General features: G+C 66.1%; 17 protein-coding genes (1 of these 17 cut by a window edge). 13 read left to right on the top strand and 4 right to left on the bottom strand.

Going from position 1 to position 16172, the window contains the following annotated elements; translation table 11 throughout:
- The first annotated feature begins 2 nt into the window (after window positions 1–2).
- Together proB and QF092_RS05965 are read left to right on the top strand one after the other, a co-directional pair.
- Entirely contained in the window at window positions 3–1106 is a 1104-nt protein-coding gene (gene proB, locus QF092_RS05970) for a glutamate 5-kinase (protein WP_281469794.1), read from the top strand.
- Window positions 1107–1180: 74 nt separating this feature from the next.
- Window positions 1181–2440 carry a glutamate-5-semialdehyde dehydrogenase gene (locus QF092_RS05965; protein WP_281468541.1) on the top strand — a complete coding sequence of 420 codons (1260 nt, stop codon included), beginning with the start codon at window positions 1181–1183 and terminating at the stop codon, window positions 2438–2440.
- Here QF092_RS05965 and QF092_RS05960 read toward each other — a convergent pair.
- Window positions 2430–3032 (bottom strand): histidine phosphotransferase family protein, encoded by a 603-nt coding sequence (locus QF092_RS05960; RefSeq protein ID WP_281468538.1) that lies wholly within the window; start codon window positions 3030–3032, stop codon window positions 2430–2432. The two genes, QF092_RS05965 and QF092_RS05960, sit on opposite strands and share 11 nt — an antisense overlap.
- A gap of 32 nt (window positions 3033–3064) precedes the next feature.
- Here QF092_RS05960 and QF092_RS05955 point away from each other — a divergent pair, with 32 nt between their 5' ends.
- The 3 genes from QF092_RS05955 (at window position 3065) to olsA (ending at window position 4990) form a co-directional block, all read left to right on the top strand.
- Window positions 3065–3244 (top strand): DUF3553 domain-containing protein, encoded by a 180-nt coding sequence (locus tag QF092_RS05955; protein WP_281468536.1) that lies wholly within the window; start codon window positions 3065–3067, stop codon window positions 3242–3244.
- A gap of 142 nt (window positions 3245–3386) precedes the next feature.
- Entirely contained in the window at window positions 3387–4163 is a 777-nt protein-coding gene (gene olsB / locus QF092_RS05950; protein WP_281469792.1) for an L-ornithine N(alpha)-acyltransferase, read from the top strand.
- On the top strand, window positions 4160–4990 hold the full coding sequence (gene olsA, locus QF092_RS05945; RefSeq protein WP_474198318.1) for a lyso-ornithine lipid O-acyltransferase: 831 nt from the start codon (window positions 4160–4162) through the stop codon (window positions 4988–4990). The genes olsB and olsA overlap by 4 nt, the downstream gene beginning before the upstream one ends.
- 25 nt (window positions 4991–5015) lie before the next feature.
- Here olsA and QF092_RS05940 read toward each other — a convergent pair whose 3' ends face one another.
- Window positions 5016–5633 carry a thiamine phosphate synthase gene (locus QF092_RS05940; protein ID WP_281468534.1) on the bottom strand — a complete coding sequence of 206 codons (618 nt, stop codon included), beginning with the start codon at window positions 5631–5633 and terminating at the stop codon, window positions 5016–5018.
- Between the two features lie 129 nt (window positions 5634–5762).
- Between QF092_RS05940 and QF092_RS05935 the strand changes: the two genes are divergently transcribed.
- The 4 genes from QF092_RS05935 (at window position 5763) to QF092_RS05920 (ending at window position 10489) form a co-directional block, all read left to right on the top strand.
- Window positions 5763–6509 (top strand): RNA methyltransferase, encoded by a 747-nt coding sequence (locus QF092_RS05935; protein ID WP_420026502.1) that lies wholly within the window; start codon window positions 5763–5765, stop codon window positions 6507–6509.
- Between the two features lie 167 nt (window positions 6510–6676).
- Window positions 6677–7858, top strand: coding sequence for a heme A synthase (gene ctaA, locus QF092_RS05930; protein WP_281468532.1), 1182 nt, complete (start codon window positions 6677–6679; stop codon window positions 7856–7858).
- Window positions 7855–9327, top strand: a complete 1473-nt coding sequence (locus QF092_RS05925; RefSeq protein WP_281468530.1) for a carboxypeptidase M32 — start codon at window positions 7855–7857, stop codon at window positions 9325–9327. Before ctaA ends, QF092_RS05925 begins: the two co-directional genes overlap by 4 nt.
- On the top strand, window positions 9317–10489 hold the full coding sequence (locus tag QF092_RS05920; RefSeq protein ID WP_281468528.1) for an MFS transporter: 1173 nt from the start codon (window positions 9317–9319) through the stop codon (window positions 10487–10489). The genes QF092_RS05925 and QF092_RS05920 overlap by 11 nt, the downstream gene beginning before the upstream one ends.
- A 221-nt stretch (window positions 10490–10710) precedes the next feature.
- Here the strand turns inward: QF092_RS05920 and QF092_RS05915 are convergent, their stop codons facing one another.
- Window positions 10711–11499: an enoyl-CoA hydratase gene (locus tag QF092_RS05915; RefSeq protein WP_281468526.1), complete on the bottom strand. Its 789-nt coding sequence runs from the start codon at window positions 11497–11499 to the stop codon at window positions 10711–10713.
- Window positions 11500–11557: 58 nt separating this feature from the next.
- On the opposite strand from QF092_RS05915, the gene QF092_RS05910 reads away from it, so the two are divergent.
- Window positions 11558–12001, top strand: a complete 444-nt coding sequence (locus QF092_RS05910; RefSeq protein ID WP_281468524.1) for a PaaI family thioesterase — start codon at window positions 11558–11560, stop codon at window positions 11999–12001.
- Between the two features lie 75 nt (window positions 12002–12076).
- Window positions 12077–13639 carry an AMP-binding protein gene (locus tag QF092_RS05905; RefSeq protein WP_281468523.1) on the top strand — a complete coding sequence of 521 codons (1563 nt, stop codon included), beginning with the start codon at window positions 12077–12079 and terminating at the stop codon, window positions 13637–13639.
- A 67-nt stretch (window positions 13640–13706) separates the two neighbouring features.
- On the opposite strand, the gene QF092_RS05900 is transcribed toward QF092_RS05905, so the two are convergent.
- Complete coding sequence (locus tag QF092_RS05900; RefSeq protein WP_281468521.1) at window positions 13707–14093, bottom strand: bactofilin family protein; 387 nt, start codon at window positions 14091–14093, stop codon at window positions 13707–13709.
- Window positions 14094–14271: 178 nt separating this feature from the next.
- Between QF092_RS05900 and QF092_RS05895 the strand changes: the two genes are divergently transcribed.
- Window positions 14272–15255, top strand: a complete 984-nt coding sequence (locus QF092_RS05895; RefSeq protein WP_281468519.1) for an agmatinase — start codon at window positions 14272–14274, stop codon at window positions 15253–15255.
- A gap of 78 nt (window positions 15256–15333) precedes the next feature.
- Window positions 15334–16172, top strand: the 5' portion of a protein-coding gene (locus QF092_RS05890) for an amidohydrolase (protein ID WP_281468517.1). It continues 823 nt past the right edge of the window; only the first 839 of its 1662 coding nucleotides appear in the window; the start codon lies at window positions 15334–15336; its stop codon lies off the right edge, out of view.

Below are 16172 nucleotides of genomic sequence, written 5' to 3'. Positions count from 1 at the left end.
CAGTGCCCGATGTGCGGGCGGCGCGGCGGATCGTGGTGAAGATCGGGTCGGCACTGCTGGTGGACCGGGCGACGGGTCTGCGGCAGGGCTGGCTGTCGGCGCTTGCCATGGATGTGGCCGAGGCAAAGCTGCGCGGCACGGATGTGGTGCTGGTCTCGTCGGGGTCTATCGCGCTGGGTCGCAAGGTGCTGGGCCTTCCGGCGGGGGAGTTGACGCTGGAGCAATCGCAGGCGGCAGCCGCGGTGGGGCAGATCCGGCTGGCGCGGGCCTATGAAGAGGTGCTGGCGCCACACGGGATCACGACGGCGCAGGTTCTGGTGACGTTGGAGGATACGGAGGACCGGCGGCGCTATCTGAACAGCCGCGCGACGATGGAGACGTTGCTGGGGCTGGGCGTGGTGCCCATCGTGAACGAGAATGACACGGTGGCGACGGACGAGATCCGGTTCGGGGATAATGACCGGTTGGCGGCGCAGATCGCGGTGACGGTGGGGGCGGATCAGTTGATCCTTCTGTCGGATGTGGACGGCTTTTATTCGGCCAATCCGAAGGAGGATGCCTCTGCCGTGCGGTTCGACGTGGTGGAGGCGATCACGCCCCAGATTGAGGCGATGGCGGGCGATCCCATCTCGGGCCTCTCCAAGGGGGGTATGAAGACCAAGCTGATGGCGGCAAAGACTGCCGTTGCGGGGGGCTGTGCCATGGCCATCATGGAAGGGTCGGTGATGCGGCCGCTGAAGGCCTTGACCGAGGGCGCGGCGCGGACATGGTTCGTGCCGGGGGCGGACCCGCAGCTGGCGCGGAAACGCTGGATCAATGCGATGAAGCCAAAAGGCGAGGTCGTGGTGGATGCGGGCGCGGTGGCGGCGCTGGCGATGGGCAAATCCCTTCTGCCTGCGGGTGTCCGGGCAGTGAAGGGGACCTTTGGGCGCGGGGAGCCTGTGGCGATCCTTGGCCCCGATGGCGCGGTGTTGGGCAAAGGGTTGATCCGCTATACTGCGGCAGAGGCCAAGGCGATTGCGGGGCATAAGTCGGGCGAGATCGAGGGTATCCTTGGCTATGCCGGGCGGGCGGCGCTGATCCATCGGGATGATATGGTGGTCTGAAATGGATGGTGTCGGACCGGGGGCCAGCCCCCGGACACCCGGAGTAATTCAGCCAAGATGAAGGGGCATTTGGCATGGACGGCAATTTCGCGGACATGATGGCCGGGATCGGGGCGGCGGCGCGGGCGGCGGCGGCGGAACTCGCCTATGCCGAGGCTGGTGCCAAGCGGGCGGCGCTCGAGGCGGCGGCGGACGCCGTCTGGGCGCGGCGGGACGAGATCATCGCGGCCAATGCCAAGGATATGGAGTTCGGGGTGGCGAAGGGGTTGTCGCCCGCGATGCTGGACCGGCTTAAGTTGGACGAGGGACGGATCGGCGGGATCGTCGAGGGCTTGCGTGCGGTTGCGGCGCAGAAGGACCCGGTGGGCGAGGTGATCGCGGAATGGGATCGGCCCACGGGGCTGCATATCCGCCGGGTGCGCACGCCCTTGGGTGTGGTGGGGGTGATCTATGAAAGCCGCCCCAATGTGACGGCGGATGCCGGGGCCTTGTGCCTTAAGGCGGGGAATGCGGTGATCCTGCGGGGGGGATCGGAGAGCTTCCATTCCTCGACCGCGATCCATGGCTGCATGGTGGAGGGGTTGCGCATGGCGGGCTTGCCGGAGGCGGCGATCCAACTGGTGCCTACGCGGGACCGGGGGATGGTGGAGGCCATGCTGCGGGCGGTGGAATGGATCGATGTGATCGTGCCGCGCGGGGGCAAGGGGTTGGTGGGCCTTGTGCAGCGCGAGGCGCGGGTGCCGGTCTTTGCCCATCTGGAGGGCATCTGCCATGTCTATGCCGATGGCGATGCCGATCTGGAGAAGGCGCGGCGCGTGGTCATCAATGCCAAGACGCGGCGGACGGGGATTTGCGGGGCGGCGGAATGTCTGCTGATCGACCGGGCCTTCTGGGAGAAACATGGCGGCGTCTTGGTGACGGACCTTTTGGAGCGGGGGGTCGAGGTGCGGGCAGAGGGCGATCTTCTTTCAGTGCCGGGGACGGTTCCGGCGGGGTCTGACGATTTCGGCTGCGAATTTCTGGACATGATCATCGCGGCGCGGATCGTCGATGGCGTGGATGGGGCGATCGACCATATTCGCCGCTATGGCAGCCAGCATACGGAAAGCATCCTGACCGAGAATGACGCCACCGCCGCACGGTTCTTTGAGCGGTTGGACAGCGCGATCCTGATGCGCAATGCGAGCACGCAATTCGCGGATGGCGGCGAGTTCGGCATGGGGGCCGAGATCGGCATCGCCACCGGCAAGCTGCATGCGCGGGGGCCCGTAGGGGCGGAGCAGTTGACCAGTTTCAAATATCTGGTGACCGGGGACGGGACGATCAGAAGCTGAAGCGGAGCGCGGCGGGCAGGTCTTCCAGTTCCGGGCGGCGGCCAAGAGCGGCGATGGCGCTGGCGGCGAGGGGGAAATGCACCTCGGAGGCATCCAGCGGCGGGTCGATGGCCGCAGCGGGCGACAAGAGCAAGGTTCTAAGGCGCGGGTCATCGCGCAGGCGGGGGGAGGTGAGGGTGAAGGACCAGCCCACCTCATCCCTGAGGGCGCGGATCTGCCCCGCGCTGCGCATGAGGGTTTCAGCGCAGAGGAGCGCGAGGAAGGCGGCCTTCACCTCTTCGCGGGGAAGATCGGCGGGGCTGGCCCAGTCGACCACAAGGCGGCCATGCGGATGCAGATCGGCAAGGATCGACTGGATTTCCGTCCGGCTGAGCGATTGGCCGGCGCGCGCGATGCCGAAGGCCACACGGAAGAACCGGATGCGTGCGTTGAGGGTGGCCACGCTTTGGGCGATGAGGGCGATTTCTTCGGACGGTGCGCCCTGCGTCAGGGCCAGCAGTTCGACCCCGTTGCCGATGGCCCCGATCGGACCGATAAGGTCATGGCAGAGGCGCGAGCCGAGAAGGGCCGTAAGGTCGGGATGGGGGGACATGGAACACTCCGGCACTGGGAAAGGAACAGGGCATGCATGAACTTCTGGAGCCGGGCATGTTCGTGCGCCATCCGACGGAACCGGATTGGGGGCTCGGGCAAGTGCAATCGAACATCGGCGGCAGGGTCACGGTGAATTTCGAACATCAAGGCAAGGTGGTGATCGATGCGCGCAGGGTGGACCTGACGCTGGTTTTCGATCCCGGCAGATGATGGGCTTTCACGCCCGATTTGCAATCCCCGGCTATAACGGTTTGATGTCGCGGGCGTTGCAATGGGGCGGGTCACTGCGTACATCCTTGGTCAATGGGCCGGGGCCAGAAGGACCGGGGGTGGGATCATGCCGGAAGACCGGATGATATCGGAGGAGTCCATCTACGCGCTGCGATTGGCGCGGGATGCGCGCGATCTGCAGGCGGCGCAGCGGCTGCGCTATCGGGTCTTTGTCGAGGAACTGGGGGCGGATGGCCCGCTGGTGGACCATGCGGCGCGGCTGGAACGCGACGTTTTCGACGAGATTTTCGATCACCTCCTGCTGATCGACACGCGCGTCGACCCGGAAACGATGGACCATGTTGTCGGGGTTTATCGCCTTTTGCCATCGGATCGGCTTGGCCCCGAGGGGCGGTTCTATTCGGAAGGGGAATATGACCTGACCCCCCTGCGCGAGAGCGGGCGAAAGCTTTTGGAACTGGGGCGGTCCTGCGTGCATCCTGATCATCGCGGCGGGACGGGGATGTTCCACCTGTGGAACGCGCTGGCGGATTACGTGCTGGAGCGGGGGATTGAGGTGCTGTTTGGCGTGGCGAGTTTCCACGGCACCGATATCGCGCGGCTTACGCCGTCCTTGGCCTATTTGCATCATCATCATCTGGCGCCGCCCGGCCTGCGCGTTGTGGCGCGGGGGGATGGGTATCAACGGATGGACTTGCTGCCGCCAGAGGCGCTGGACCGCAAGGCCGCGATGGCGGCGACCCCTGCGCTGATCAAGGCCTATTTGCGTCTGGGCGGGTTCGTGGGCGAGGGGGCGTGGATCGACCGCGATTTCAACACAACGGATGTCTGTCTGGTGATGGATACCGAACGCATGTCGGCGCGGCATCGCGGCTATTATACGCGGGGCCGGGGTTGAGCGCAGCGGAAGAGGAGTGGAAAGAGGCCCGGATGGAGGTGCCCGAGGTCGGCGCCATGGGCTGGGTCCGGGTTCTGTGGCGCGGGGCGCTGCTGGGGGGCGTGACCTATGGCTGTCTGGTCCTTTTGCTGGCGCTGCGGCTGGTGGAGCGGCCGCTCTTCGGAGTGCAGCGGCCTTGGACGCCCTATATCACGCAATTCGTCTGCAAGATGGCCTTTCGCATCCTGCGCCTGCCCCTGATTGTGCGGGGGCGTGTGATGCGGCAGCGCGGGGCGGTGGTGGCCAACCATGCGTCATGGCTGGATATTTTCGCGCTGAATGCGGCGCAGCGAGGGTATTTCGTCGCCAAATCCGAGGTGGAGCGCTGGGCAGCCATCGGCTGGCTGGCGCGGGCGACGGGGACGGTGTTCATCGCGCGCAAGGGCAGCGAGGCGAAGCGCCAGCAGGCGGTGTTCGAGGATCGGCTGCGGGCGGGGCATCATCTGATGTTCTTTCCCGAAGGCACCAGCACGGATGCGGTGCGGGTGCTGCCCTTCAAATCCACGCTTTTTGCGGCCTTTTGGTCGCATGGTTTGGAAGAGGTGATGTGGATCCAGCCCGTGACACTGGCCTATCGCGCGCCGGAGGGGTGCGATCCGCGCTTCTATGGCTGGTGGGGGGATATGGAATTTGCGGGCCATCTGCTGATGGTCTTGGCGCAGAGGCGACAGGGGCGAGTGGAGGTCGTGTTTCATGACCCCGTCCCGGTGGATGCCTTCCCGGATCGCAAGGCGTTGGCTGCCCATTGCGAGGCGGCGGTAAGGAAAGGGTTGGAAGGGCGGCTTTAGGGTGGGTCGAACCCCACCCTACCCATCACCCGAGCGGGGCGAGCAGGGCCTTCAACGCGGCGGCGGGGTCGTCCTTGGACCAGATTTCCTCGCCCACGGCGAAGAAATCGGTGACGGGGCCGAATTTTTCCACCAGTTCTACGGTCAACGCGCCTTCGGCGACGACGGGAACCTCGATCATTTCGGACCACCATTGGAACAGGTCCCAGTCGGCATGGGAGCCATCGCCCAAGGGCGTGGCGCCGATCGGGCCGAAGCAGACGTAATCGGCCCCAGCCTCGCCCGCCGACATCCCCTCATGCCGGGTGATGCCGCAATGTGCGCCAATAATGGCCTCGGGCAGGTCTTTTCTGACCTTGCGCAGTGAGCGCGCGCCGTCGGTGAGGTGGACGCCATCAAGGCCCAAGCGTTCCACCAGAAGAACATGGCGTTCGATGACGACCGCCACATCGCGTTGATGTGCCGTGAGGCGGATCGCGTCGGCGGCGCGCAGGATGCGGTCTTCGTCCTTTGTGGCAAGGGCGATGCGCAGGCAGGCGATTTCAGTCGCGTCCAGCACCGCTGCCAATTGGTCGGGATAGGCGTCGAGGTCCAGTTCGGGCGGGGTGATGAGATAGATCTGCGGGCGGTCTTGGTCGGCCATGGGGCGCTCCGGCGTGCGTTTTGGCGGGAATAGCGCAGATTTCCGGGGAAGGCGAGGGCGGCTTGGGGTTGTCCGGTGGGGCGCGGGCGCGTATCTGGCCCGGATATGACCTAACCAGAGGCCGCCCCCGTGACTGAGACGATCCCGCCCTGTTTCATCCTTGTTCGCCCGCAGATGGGCGAGAATATCGGGGCGGCCGCGCGGGCCATGCTGAATTTCGGGCTGGAACGGATGCGGATCGTCGATCCGCGCGACGGTTGGCCCAATCCAAAGGCGGTGGCGATGGCGTCGGGCGCGGGGCGGGTTTTGGATCATGCGGGGATTTTCCCCGACATCCCGACTGCGATTGCCGATTGCGATTTCGTCTTTGCCACCACGGCGCGGGGGCGGGAATTGGTGAAGCCCGTCGTGACGCCCGAACGCGCGATGGAGATGACGCGGGCCATGGTGGCAGAAGGCAAGCGGGTGGGGGTCCTGTTCGGCCCCGAACGCGCGGGGCTGGAGAATGAGGATATTGTGCCCGCCAATGCCATCGTGACCGTGCCCGTGAACCCGGATTTCCCTAGCCTGAACCTTGCGCAATGCGCGCTGCTGTTGGGCTATGAATGGCGGCGGCAGACCGAGGAGGTTGTGCCGGAAGTGATGGGTCTGGCGCGGACCGAATTCGCCACGCGGCTGGAGGTGGAACGGCTGTCGGATCATTTCGAGGAGCGGTTGGAGGTGGCGGGGTTCTTCTATCCGCCGGATAAGGCGCCGCATATGAAGCTGAATATGCGCAACATGTTCGCGCGGCTGGGCCTGACGCGGGCCGAGGTGCAGACCTTTCACGGGATGCTGCGGCAGATCGCCTATAAGCTGCGCAAGCAGGGGGAGTGAGGCGCCTGTGCTGGGCGTTGGACCGGGGGTTTTGCACCCCCGGACCCCCGCAGAGTATTTTTGCCAAGATGAAGCCGGGCGCAGGAAGACGCGCGCAGTTCGCCGCAGCCCCTTGAAGGGGGCGGGGGGTGGGCATACCCTCCGCGCCGAATGAGGGAGACGGCAAGATGGCGGGCAGGGACAGGGCTGGCAAGCGCAGCATCTTTGAAGAGGTGGGGCAGGGGGTGGCATCCGCCCCGCCGCAGGGGGGCATGATCGCCGCCAAGGCACGCGGCGCGCGGCGGGGCATCCGGATTTGGCTTGTCATGCTGTTCTTGCTGGTTGCGACCATGATCGCCGTGGGGGGGATGACGCGGCTGACGGATTCCGGGCTGTCGATCACCGAATGGCGGCCCGTGACCGGGGCCATCCCGCCGATGGATCAGGCGACCTGGGAGGCGGAGTTTGAGAAATACCGCGCCATCCCGGAATATCAGTTGCAGAACAAGGGGATGAGCCTTGAGGACTTCAAGGTCATCTATTGGTGGGAATGGGGCCACAGGCAAATGGGCCGGGTGATCGGTCTGGTCTGGCTGGTGGGTTTCTTGGGCTTTCTTGTTGCGCGGCAGATCCCGGCGGGTTGGACAGGGCGGCTGTTCGGTCTGGGTGTTCTGGGCGGGGTGCAGGGGGCCATCGGTTGGTGGATGGTGTCGTCGGGCCTGACGGGGACGATGCTGGATGTGGCCTCTTATCGCCTTGCCACGCATCTGGGGTTGGCCTTTGTCATCCTTGGGCTGATCGCGTGGTATGTCTTCCTGCTGGGGCGGACGGAGACCGAGTTGATGCAGGCGCGGCGGGGGCGGGAGGCAAAGCTGTTTTCCATGTCCACCGGGCTGATGCATTTCGCCTTTCTGCAGATCCTGCTGGGCGCGCTGGTGGCCGGGATCGATGCAGGGCGTGCCTTTCCGACATGGCCCTTGATGAATGGGCAGTTTTTTCCGGCGGATGCCTTCTATGTGCCGGATGGCAATGGCGGCAGCCTGCCCATCTGGCATGCTTTCTTTGAAAATCCGGGGCTTGTGCAGCTCATGCACCGGATGAGCGGCTATCTTCTGTTTGTCTTTGCCGTGGTCGTCTGGCTGCGGGGGCGGCGGTCGGCGCATGCGGCGACGCGCGGGGCCTTTCATGCCGTGCTGGCGATGATGGTGGCGCAGATGGGCCTTGGCATCGCGGCAGTCCTGACGGCGGCGCATGTGCATGTGGCGATCACCCATCAGATTGGGGCCGTGATCTTGTGGGTGCTGATCATCCGCGCACGACATATGGCCGGGTATCCGGTGGCAGGGTCTATCCGGGAGGGGACGGCATGACGGCCTATGACGATCTGATGGCGTTCCAGCGCGAGACCGAGGCGCTGGCGCAGGTGGCGGGACGGCTGGGTTGGGATCAGGAAACGGTCATGCCGCGCGGCGCGGCGGGGCAGCGGGCCGAAGAGATGGCGGCGATGGAGGGGGTGCTGCATGCGCGGCGCACCGATCCGCGCATTGCCGACTGGCTATCGGCGGCGGCGGCGGCAGATGAGGTGGCGGCGGCGCAGTTGCGGCTGATCCGGCGGAGTTATGACCGGGCGGTAAAGGTGCCTGCACGGCTGGCGCAAGAGATCGCGCGGGTGACGAGCATGGCGCAGGGCATCTGGGCCGAGGCGCGGGCGCGCGAGGATGTGCCGGGCTTCTTGCCCGTGCTGGCCGATGTGATCCGGCTGCGGCAGGAGGAGGGCGCGGCTCTGGCGCAGGGGGGCGATCCTTACGATGCGCTGATCGGGGATTACGAGCCGGGTGCCACGGCGGAAAGCATTGGTGCGATCTTTGATCGGATGCGGCCCCGGCTGGTGGCCTTGCGTGAGCGCGTGCTGGGGTCGGCCAAGCAACCCATTGCCATTGAAGGGCATTTTGGGCAAGAGGCGCAGATGCGCATGGCGCGCGATCTGGCCACGGCCTTTGGCTATGACTGGAGCCGGGGGCGGTTGGACCTCGCGGTGCATCCTTTTTCATCGGGGTCGGGGGATGATGCGCGGATCACCACGCGCGTGGCGGAGGCGGACCCGTTCAACTGTTTCTATTCCACCATCCATGAGGTGGGACATGCCTGCTATGAGCTGGGCATAGACCCAGACTATCGCCTGACGCCATTGGGGTCGGGCGTGTCTATGGGTGTGCATGAAAGCCAGAGCCGCATCTATGAAAACCAGCTGGGCCGCAGTCGTGCCTTTACCGGATGGATGTTCGGGCAGATGCGCGCGCGCTTTGGCGATTTCGGTGTTGCGGATGCCGACAGCTTCCATGCGGCGGTGAACCGGGTGCAGCCGGGCTTCATCCGCACCGAGGCCGATGAGGTGCATTACAACCTGCATGTGATGATGCGGTTCGATCTGGAACGCGCGCTGATCCGGGGCGATCTGGCGGTGGGTGATCTGGAGGCGGCGTGGAACGACCGCTTTGCCGCCGATTTCGGCGTGGCGGTGGATCGGCCGTCGCATGGCATGTTGCAGGATGTGCATTGGTCGGTGGGCCTGTTCGGCTATTTCCCGACCTATAGCCTTGGCAATGTTTACGCAGGCTGTCTGCACCGTGCGCTGCGGGCCGATATTCCCGATCTGGACGCGGCTTTGGCCGAGGGCGATGCTGCGCCTGCGACGGGCTGGCTGCGCGAAAAGGTGCAGCGCCATGGTGGGCTGCGGACGCCGCGCGACACCATTGCCCATGCCTGCGGGTTCGATCCGGATGAGGGGCCGCTTTTGGATTACATCGAGGCGAAATTCGCGGCGATCTATGACCTTTGAGCGAGGCGAGGGGCGGGCTGTCTGGACGCTCGCCCTGACGCAGGCGCTGGGATATGCCTGTTTTTTCTATATTTTCGCGGCGCTGCTGATCTATTGGCAGCGCGAGGCTTGGCTGTCGGATGGGGTCATCGCGGCGGGGCCTTTGCTGGCCACGGCGGTGTCGGCGGTGGTGGCACCGGGGGTGGGCCGCGCGCTGGACCGGGGGCGGGCGGTCGCGATGATGGCGGCGGGGCCTGTGATTGGGGCGGCGGCCTTGGTGGTGCTGGCTGTGGCCGAGGGGGCCGTGGGGTGGTTTCTGGGTTGGGCGGGGCTGGGGCTGGCGCAGGCCTTGTGCCTTTATGACGTCTGTTTCGGGATGATGATCCGACGTTTCGGGCCAGAGGCGCGGGGGGCGATCACGCGGGTGACGCTGGTGGCGGGGCTGGCCTCGACCCTGGCCTTTCCGGCGGGGGCTTGGCTGGCGGGCGAATGGGGCTGGCGGGGGGCGGTTTGGGTGGCGGTGGGCGTTGCGTTGGGCGTGATGCTGCCCCTGCAAGTCTGGGCGGCGCGGGTGATGGCGCGGGGGACGGAGGCCGAGGTCACGGCACGGGATGTGCCACGGCTGGGCTGGGGTAAGGTGCTGCGGATGCCGGGGTTTGTGGGGCTTGCGGTGTTGTTTTCCTTGGTCAATTTGAACCACTGGATGCTGGTGAACCATATCCGCCCGATGTTGGAAGCGCTGGCGGTGCGGGCCGATCTGGCGATTCTGGCGGCGGCGGCGATTGGGCCTGCGCAGGTCGCGGGGCGGTTGGTGCTGGCGGGGGCGGGGGCGCGGCTGGGCACCGGGGCGGCGGCGCAGGTGACGGTTGGGGCGCTGGTGCTGGCGCCCGGGTTTTTGCTGCTGGCGGTGGTCTGGCCTGCGGCGGCGGTGGGTTTCGCGATCTGTCAGGGGGCGGCGATGGGGATCATCACGATCCTGCGGCCCGTGCTGGTGGCCGAGACGCTGGGGCAGGAGAGATACGGTGCGGTGTCGGGGATGATGGCCATTCCGGGGCTGGCGGCGATGGCGGTGGCGCCCTTGATCGGGACCGGATTGGTGGCGCTGGGAGGGGTGTGGTTGATGATTGGGGTGGGGTTTGCGCTGGCGTTGACGGCGGCGGGCGCGCTGGCGGTAAGGCGTTGATTGCAGGGGATTAACGGGTTCCGAGCGGCGGTAACGGCTGTGCCCTGTTTTGTGCCGGATTCTGTGCAGCAAACTGTGGCCACGCGCGGTGGGAAAAGGGTGCATTAACCTTTCTTCGCTGGGCCGTGGGCCTATGGCCCATCCTAGAGGTCATTAATGGAGGTGATGGGCCGGATGGCCCATCCTACGGGGGCAGGATGGGTGATTGCCCCTCTATCCGATCAGGCCCAATCGGGTTTGCGCTTTTCCAGAAAAGCGCGGATGCCTTCATCCGTGTCGCGCCAGAGCATGTTTTCCACCATGGCGGCCCCGGTCAGGGCATAGGCCTGATCGAGCGGCAGGCCCATCTGATCGTAGAAGCTGCGCTTGCCGATCTTGACGGCGGCGGTGAGTTTGCTGGCCAGTGTCTCGGCCAGCGCGCGGGTGGTGGCGGAAAGCTCGGCCACGGGCGCGGTGCGGTTCACCAGCCCCACTTCGCGGGCGCGGGGGGCGGGGAGGAATTCGCCGGTGGTGAGCATCTCGAACGCCACGGCGGGCGGCACCTTGCGGGTGAGCGCCACCATGGGGGTGGAGCAGAAGAGGCCGATATTGACGCCATTCACGCCAAAGCGCGCGTCTTCGGCCGCCACGACCATGTCGCAGGAGGCGGCAAGCTGGCAGCCTGCGGCGGTGGCGATGCCCTGCACCTCGGCGATGACCGGCTGGGGCAGGAGGGGGAGGCGCTGCATCATGGCGGCGCAATCTTCGAACAATTGGCGGAAGAAGGCGGCCCCGCGATCGGCGGTTTCGCGGGCGGCCTGCATTTCCTTCAGGTCGTGGCCCGCGCAGAAGGCGCGGCCCGCGCCACGCAGGATGACGACGCGGGTGGAGCGGTCGGCGGCGAGGCGGTCGAGTTCTGCCGTGATGCGCGCGATCATGGCCACGGAGAGGGCATTCAGGCTGTGGGGGGAATTGAGGGTGAGCGTGGCGATGCCGCCCTCGTCTTGGCGTTGGATCAGGTCTTCGGTCATTGCATCCCCCTTCAGGCTTTGCCAGACGATAGGGGTTGGCGGCGGAAGAGGGAAGCGCATGGAATTGAAGATGGACCGCGATGCCTTGACGCTGTTCCTGCGGCGGGATTTCGCGCAGGTGGCAGAGGATTTCGCCGTGGAGCGGGCGGATGCGGGCGGCGTGACCCTGCGGTTGCGGGTGGCAGAGCGGCATTTGCGACCGGGCGGCACGGTGTCGGGGCCGTCGATGTTTGGATTGGCGGATGTGGCCTTGTATCTGGCGATCTTGAGCAGGCTTGGGCCGGTGTCGCTGGCGGTGACGACGAATTCGAGCATGGATTTCATGCGCAAGCCCGTGGCGGGGCGGGATGTTCTGGCGGAGGCGCGGCTGTTGAAGCTGGGCCGGGTGCTGGCGGTGGGGGATGCGCTGTTGTTTTCGGAAGGGGAGGCGGCGCCTGTGGCGCGGGCGTCGATGACCTATGCGATACCGCCGGGGGCGGTGGATGGGGGGAGGGCAGGGTGAAGCCTGCCTTCGGCGAATAAGTTCAAGACAGAGCGGCGTGGCTGTGATCTGATCCCGGTTAGGGGAGGAGTTGCCATGCATATCTATAAAAGCCCAAGGTCGGCCATCGCGCCGGCGGCTGTGTCTGTCACCGAGATGGTCTTTGCCAATCTGGAAACCCGACCTGATGAGGTCGTGCTGATCGATGGCCCGACGGGGCGCAGTCTGACGGCGCGGGACTTCATGGATCAGGTGCGCCGTTTGGCGGGCGGGTTGACGGAGGCCGGGTTCGGGGCGGGGCATTGCGTGGCGATCATGGCGCCGAATATGCCGGAATTCTGTGTGGTCTTTCATGCCGTCGCGCTGGCGGGCGGCACGGTCACCACGATCAACCCGACCTATACCGCGCCGGAGGTGGCGCATCAGTTGAAGGATGCGGGGGCGGAGCTTTTGGTCACGATCGGCCCGTTCCTTGAGGTGGCCTGCGCAGCGGTGCCGGGGACGGGGGTGCGCGAGATTGCGGTGATCGGGCCGGGGGAGGGGGCGTTGCCGCTGACCGCGCTGATGGGCGCGCCCTTGGCCGGGCAGGTTCCGGTGGACCTTGAGCGGCATGTGCTGGTTTTGCCCTATTCGTCGGGCACGACGGGGCTGCCCAAGGGGGTGATGCTGTCGCATCGGAACCTGACGGTAAATGTCGAGCAGATCGTCGAGATCGCGGATTTCCGCGCGGGTGAGGCGACGGCGGGGTTCCTGCCGTTTTTCCATATCTATGGCATGACCGTGCTGATGAATATGCATCTGGCGGGGGGCGGGACCTTGATCACCCTGCCGCGCTTTGATCTGGAGATGTTCTTGCGCCTGTCGCAGGACCACAAGGCGCGGCGCATGTGGGTGGTGCCGCCTGTCGCGCTGGCATTGGCCAAGCATCCGATGGTGGATCAGTTCGACCTTTCCGCCTTGGAACAGGTCTTTTCGGGGGCGGCGCCTTTGGGGCCAGAGCTTTCGGATGCGGTGGGGGCGCGGCTGGGCTGCATCTGTCTGCAAGGCTATGGGATGACCGAGATGTCACCTGTGTCGCATGCCAATCCGGGGCGCGCGGCGCGGGCGGGGGCGTCGGGGCTGCTTCTGGCCAATACCGAGGCGCGGATCGTTGACCCTGAGACGGGGCAGGATCAGGGGCCAGGGGGCGAGGGCGAGCTATGGGTGCGGGGGCCGCAGGTCATGCTGGGCTATCTGAACAATGCCGCAGCCACGGCGGCGACTTTGGATGCCGATGGCTGGCTGCATACCGGGGATATCGGGCGGATCGATGCGGATGGCTATCTGTTCATCGTCGATCGGTTGAAGGAGCTGATCAAGTTCAAGGGGTTTCAGGTCGCCCCGGCCGAGGTGGAGGCGGCGCTCATCGCGCTGCCGGGCATCGTGGATGCGGCGGTGGTGGGGCAGGCCGACCCGGAGGTGGGCGAATATCCCGTTGGCTTTGTGGTGCGCGCCGAGGGCGGGCCGGATGAGGCGGCGATCCGCGCGCATCTGGAGGGCAACCTTGCCCACTATAAGCAGTTGCATCGGATCATCGTCACCGATGCCATTCCGAAATCGGCTTCCGGCAAGATCCTGCGGCGGCTGTTGCGGGATCGGCTGGCGGCAGGAGCGGCTTAAGGCGCCTGCCGGGCCAAATGGAAACGGCCCCCGATTGGGGGCCGGTTGCGGCGCTGGCCGTTCGCGATCAGCCCTTGGGGCGGGTGAAGCGGCCTTCGATCTGCGCGCCGGATTCGATCACGAGGGAGGTGTAGTTCACATCCGCTTCGACCTTTGCGGTGGCGCGGAGGGTGAAGGTTTGGGTCGAGACGCGACCGTCAAGCTTGCCCTTCACCTCGACCGTTTCGGCGCTGACCGATCCTTTGACGGCGCCTTCGCCGCCGATCAGCAGGCTGCGGGCCGACAAGGTGCCGTCGATGTCGCCAAACACCTCGACCGCGCCGGAGGAGGTGATTTCCCCGGTGATCCGCAGATCAGAGGCGAGGATGGATTTCCCGGCATTTGTCGCAGCACCGGAGGAGGGGCTGCGGCTGGGCGGGGCGGGCGGGGCGATCGGGTCTGTCTTGCTGAACATGCATTCCTCCGGGGCACAGGGTCGATAAGGGGGGAAGCGGGGGCCGAGGTCAAGAGGAACGGGGCAGGCTTGCGGAAATCGGCAAGTGGGCGGAGGGGGATGTCGGTTCCGGGGCTGACAAGCGGGGGCAGGGGCGGTTGGATGGGGGCGGGAATCAACGGGCGAGAGGGGATGCGCGATGGCGGGGCAGGGGACAGGGCAGGGATTTTTCACGCCGGTATCGGGGTTTGACCTCCCACGATTCGCGGGCATCCCGACCTTCATGCGGCTGCCGCATGTGGGGCTGGACGATCCGCGTCTGGCCGAGGTGCAGATCGGGCTGATCGGCGCGCCGTGGGATGGGGGGACGACGAACCGCCCCGGCCCACGCCACGGACCACGGCAGTTGCGCGACCTGTCCACCATGATCCGGGCGCAGAATGGGGCGACATGGGTGGCACCCTTCGCATTGGCGCGTTGCGCTGATCTGGGGGATGTGGCGCCCAATCCGGGCGATCTGATGGATTCGCTGGCGCGGATGGAGGCCTTTTATACGCGCGTGGTGGCGGCGGGGGTTCTGCCCTTGACCGGGGGCGGGGATCACCTCTGTTCGCTGCCGATCTTGCGGGCGGTTGCCAAGGCGCGCCCCGTGGGCATGGTGCAATTCGACAGCCATACCGACCTGAACGACATCTATTTCGGCACGTCGCGCTATAATCACGGCACGCCCTTCCGCCGCGCGGTGGAAGAGGGGCTGATCGATCCCAAGCGATATGTGCTGATCGGCATCCGGGGCACCGCCTATGGGCGGGAGGATTGGGATTTCGCCGCCGCCAATGGCATCCGCATCATCCCGATTGCCGAGTTTCATCGCCGTGGGGTGGAAGATGTGATGGCCGAGGCGCGCGAGATTGTGGGCCAAGGGCCGACCTATGTGACCTATGACATCGATTTCGTCGATCCGACCTTTGCGCCGGGGACCGGGACGCCGGAGGTGGGGGGACCCAACAGCTGGCAGGCGCTGGAGGTGGTGCGGGGCTTGCGGGGGCTGGATATCGTGGGGGCGGACCTTGTGGAGGTGAGCCCGCCCTTTGACCCCTCGGGCGGCACGGCCTGGCTGGGGATTTCGCTGATGTTCGAGCTTTTATGTGTGATGGCGGAGCGGGTGGGGCAGCGGGGTTAGGGGGGCCTTGCCCCCCGCGCCGCCTTCGGCGACGCTCCCCCCAGAGTATTTTTGACCAAGATGAAGAAGAGGGCAGGGATGGACGTTGATCTGATCGTGATGAATGCGCGGGTGATCACGATGGATGCGGGGCGGCCCTTCGCGCAGGCCGTGGCGGTGCGGGCAGGCCGGATCGCGGCCGTGGGCGGGGCCGAGGTGGCGGCGCTGGCCGGCCCTGCGACGCGGGTGGTGGATGCGGGGGGGCGGACGCTCTTGCCGGGTTTCGTGGAAAGCCATCTGCATCTGGTTCTGGGCGGGGCCGAACTGGTGCAATTGCAGATCGGCGGCGTGATGGGGTTTGATGCGCTGAAGGCGGCCTTTCTGGACTATGCGGCCAAGAACCCGGAGCGCGCGCTGTTGATGGCGCAGGGGGCGGCCTATGAGATTCTGGGCGCGCCTGTGACACGGCATGATCTGGATCGGGTGATCGCGGATCGGCCCATCGCGATGATGGCGCCCGATCACCATACGGTCTGGGCCAATACGCTGGCCTTGCAGATGGCGGGGCTTTTGCATGGGGCGCAGATGCCGCATGGCCATGAGGTGGTGATGGGGCCGGACGGCACAGCCACCGGGGAACTGAGGGAGTTCGAGGCCTTTGGTCCGGTGCTGGCCCTTGGCGGAGAGGCGCATCTGCAACTGGGGATCGCCACGGGGGGCGAGCCGGAGCCCTGGCCGGATCAGGCGACCTTTGCGGCGGACCTTGATAAGGTCGTGGCGGGGCTTGCGCATTGCGCGGCGCAGGGGATCACCACAATGGTGAATATGGATGGCAACCGCTATACCTGCGCGCTGCTTGCGGCGCTGGAGGAACAGGGGCGGCTGACCGCGCGCGTGCGCGTGCCCTTCCATATGAAGCCGCATATGGAGCTGTCGGA

It is taken from the genome of Fuscovulum ytuae, from assembly GCF_029953595.1.
GTDB classification, from domain to species: domain Bacteria; phylum Pseudomonadota; class Alphaproteobacteria; order Rhodobacterales; family Rhodobacteraceae; genus Paragemmobacter; species Paragemmobacter ytuae.
The sequence above is the reverse complement of the archived record's forward strand: the minus strand, read 5'-3'. Positions and strand labels throughout refer to the sequence as shown.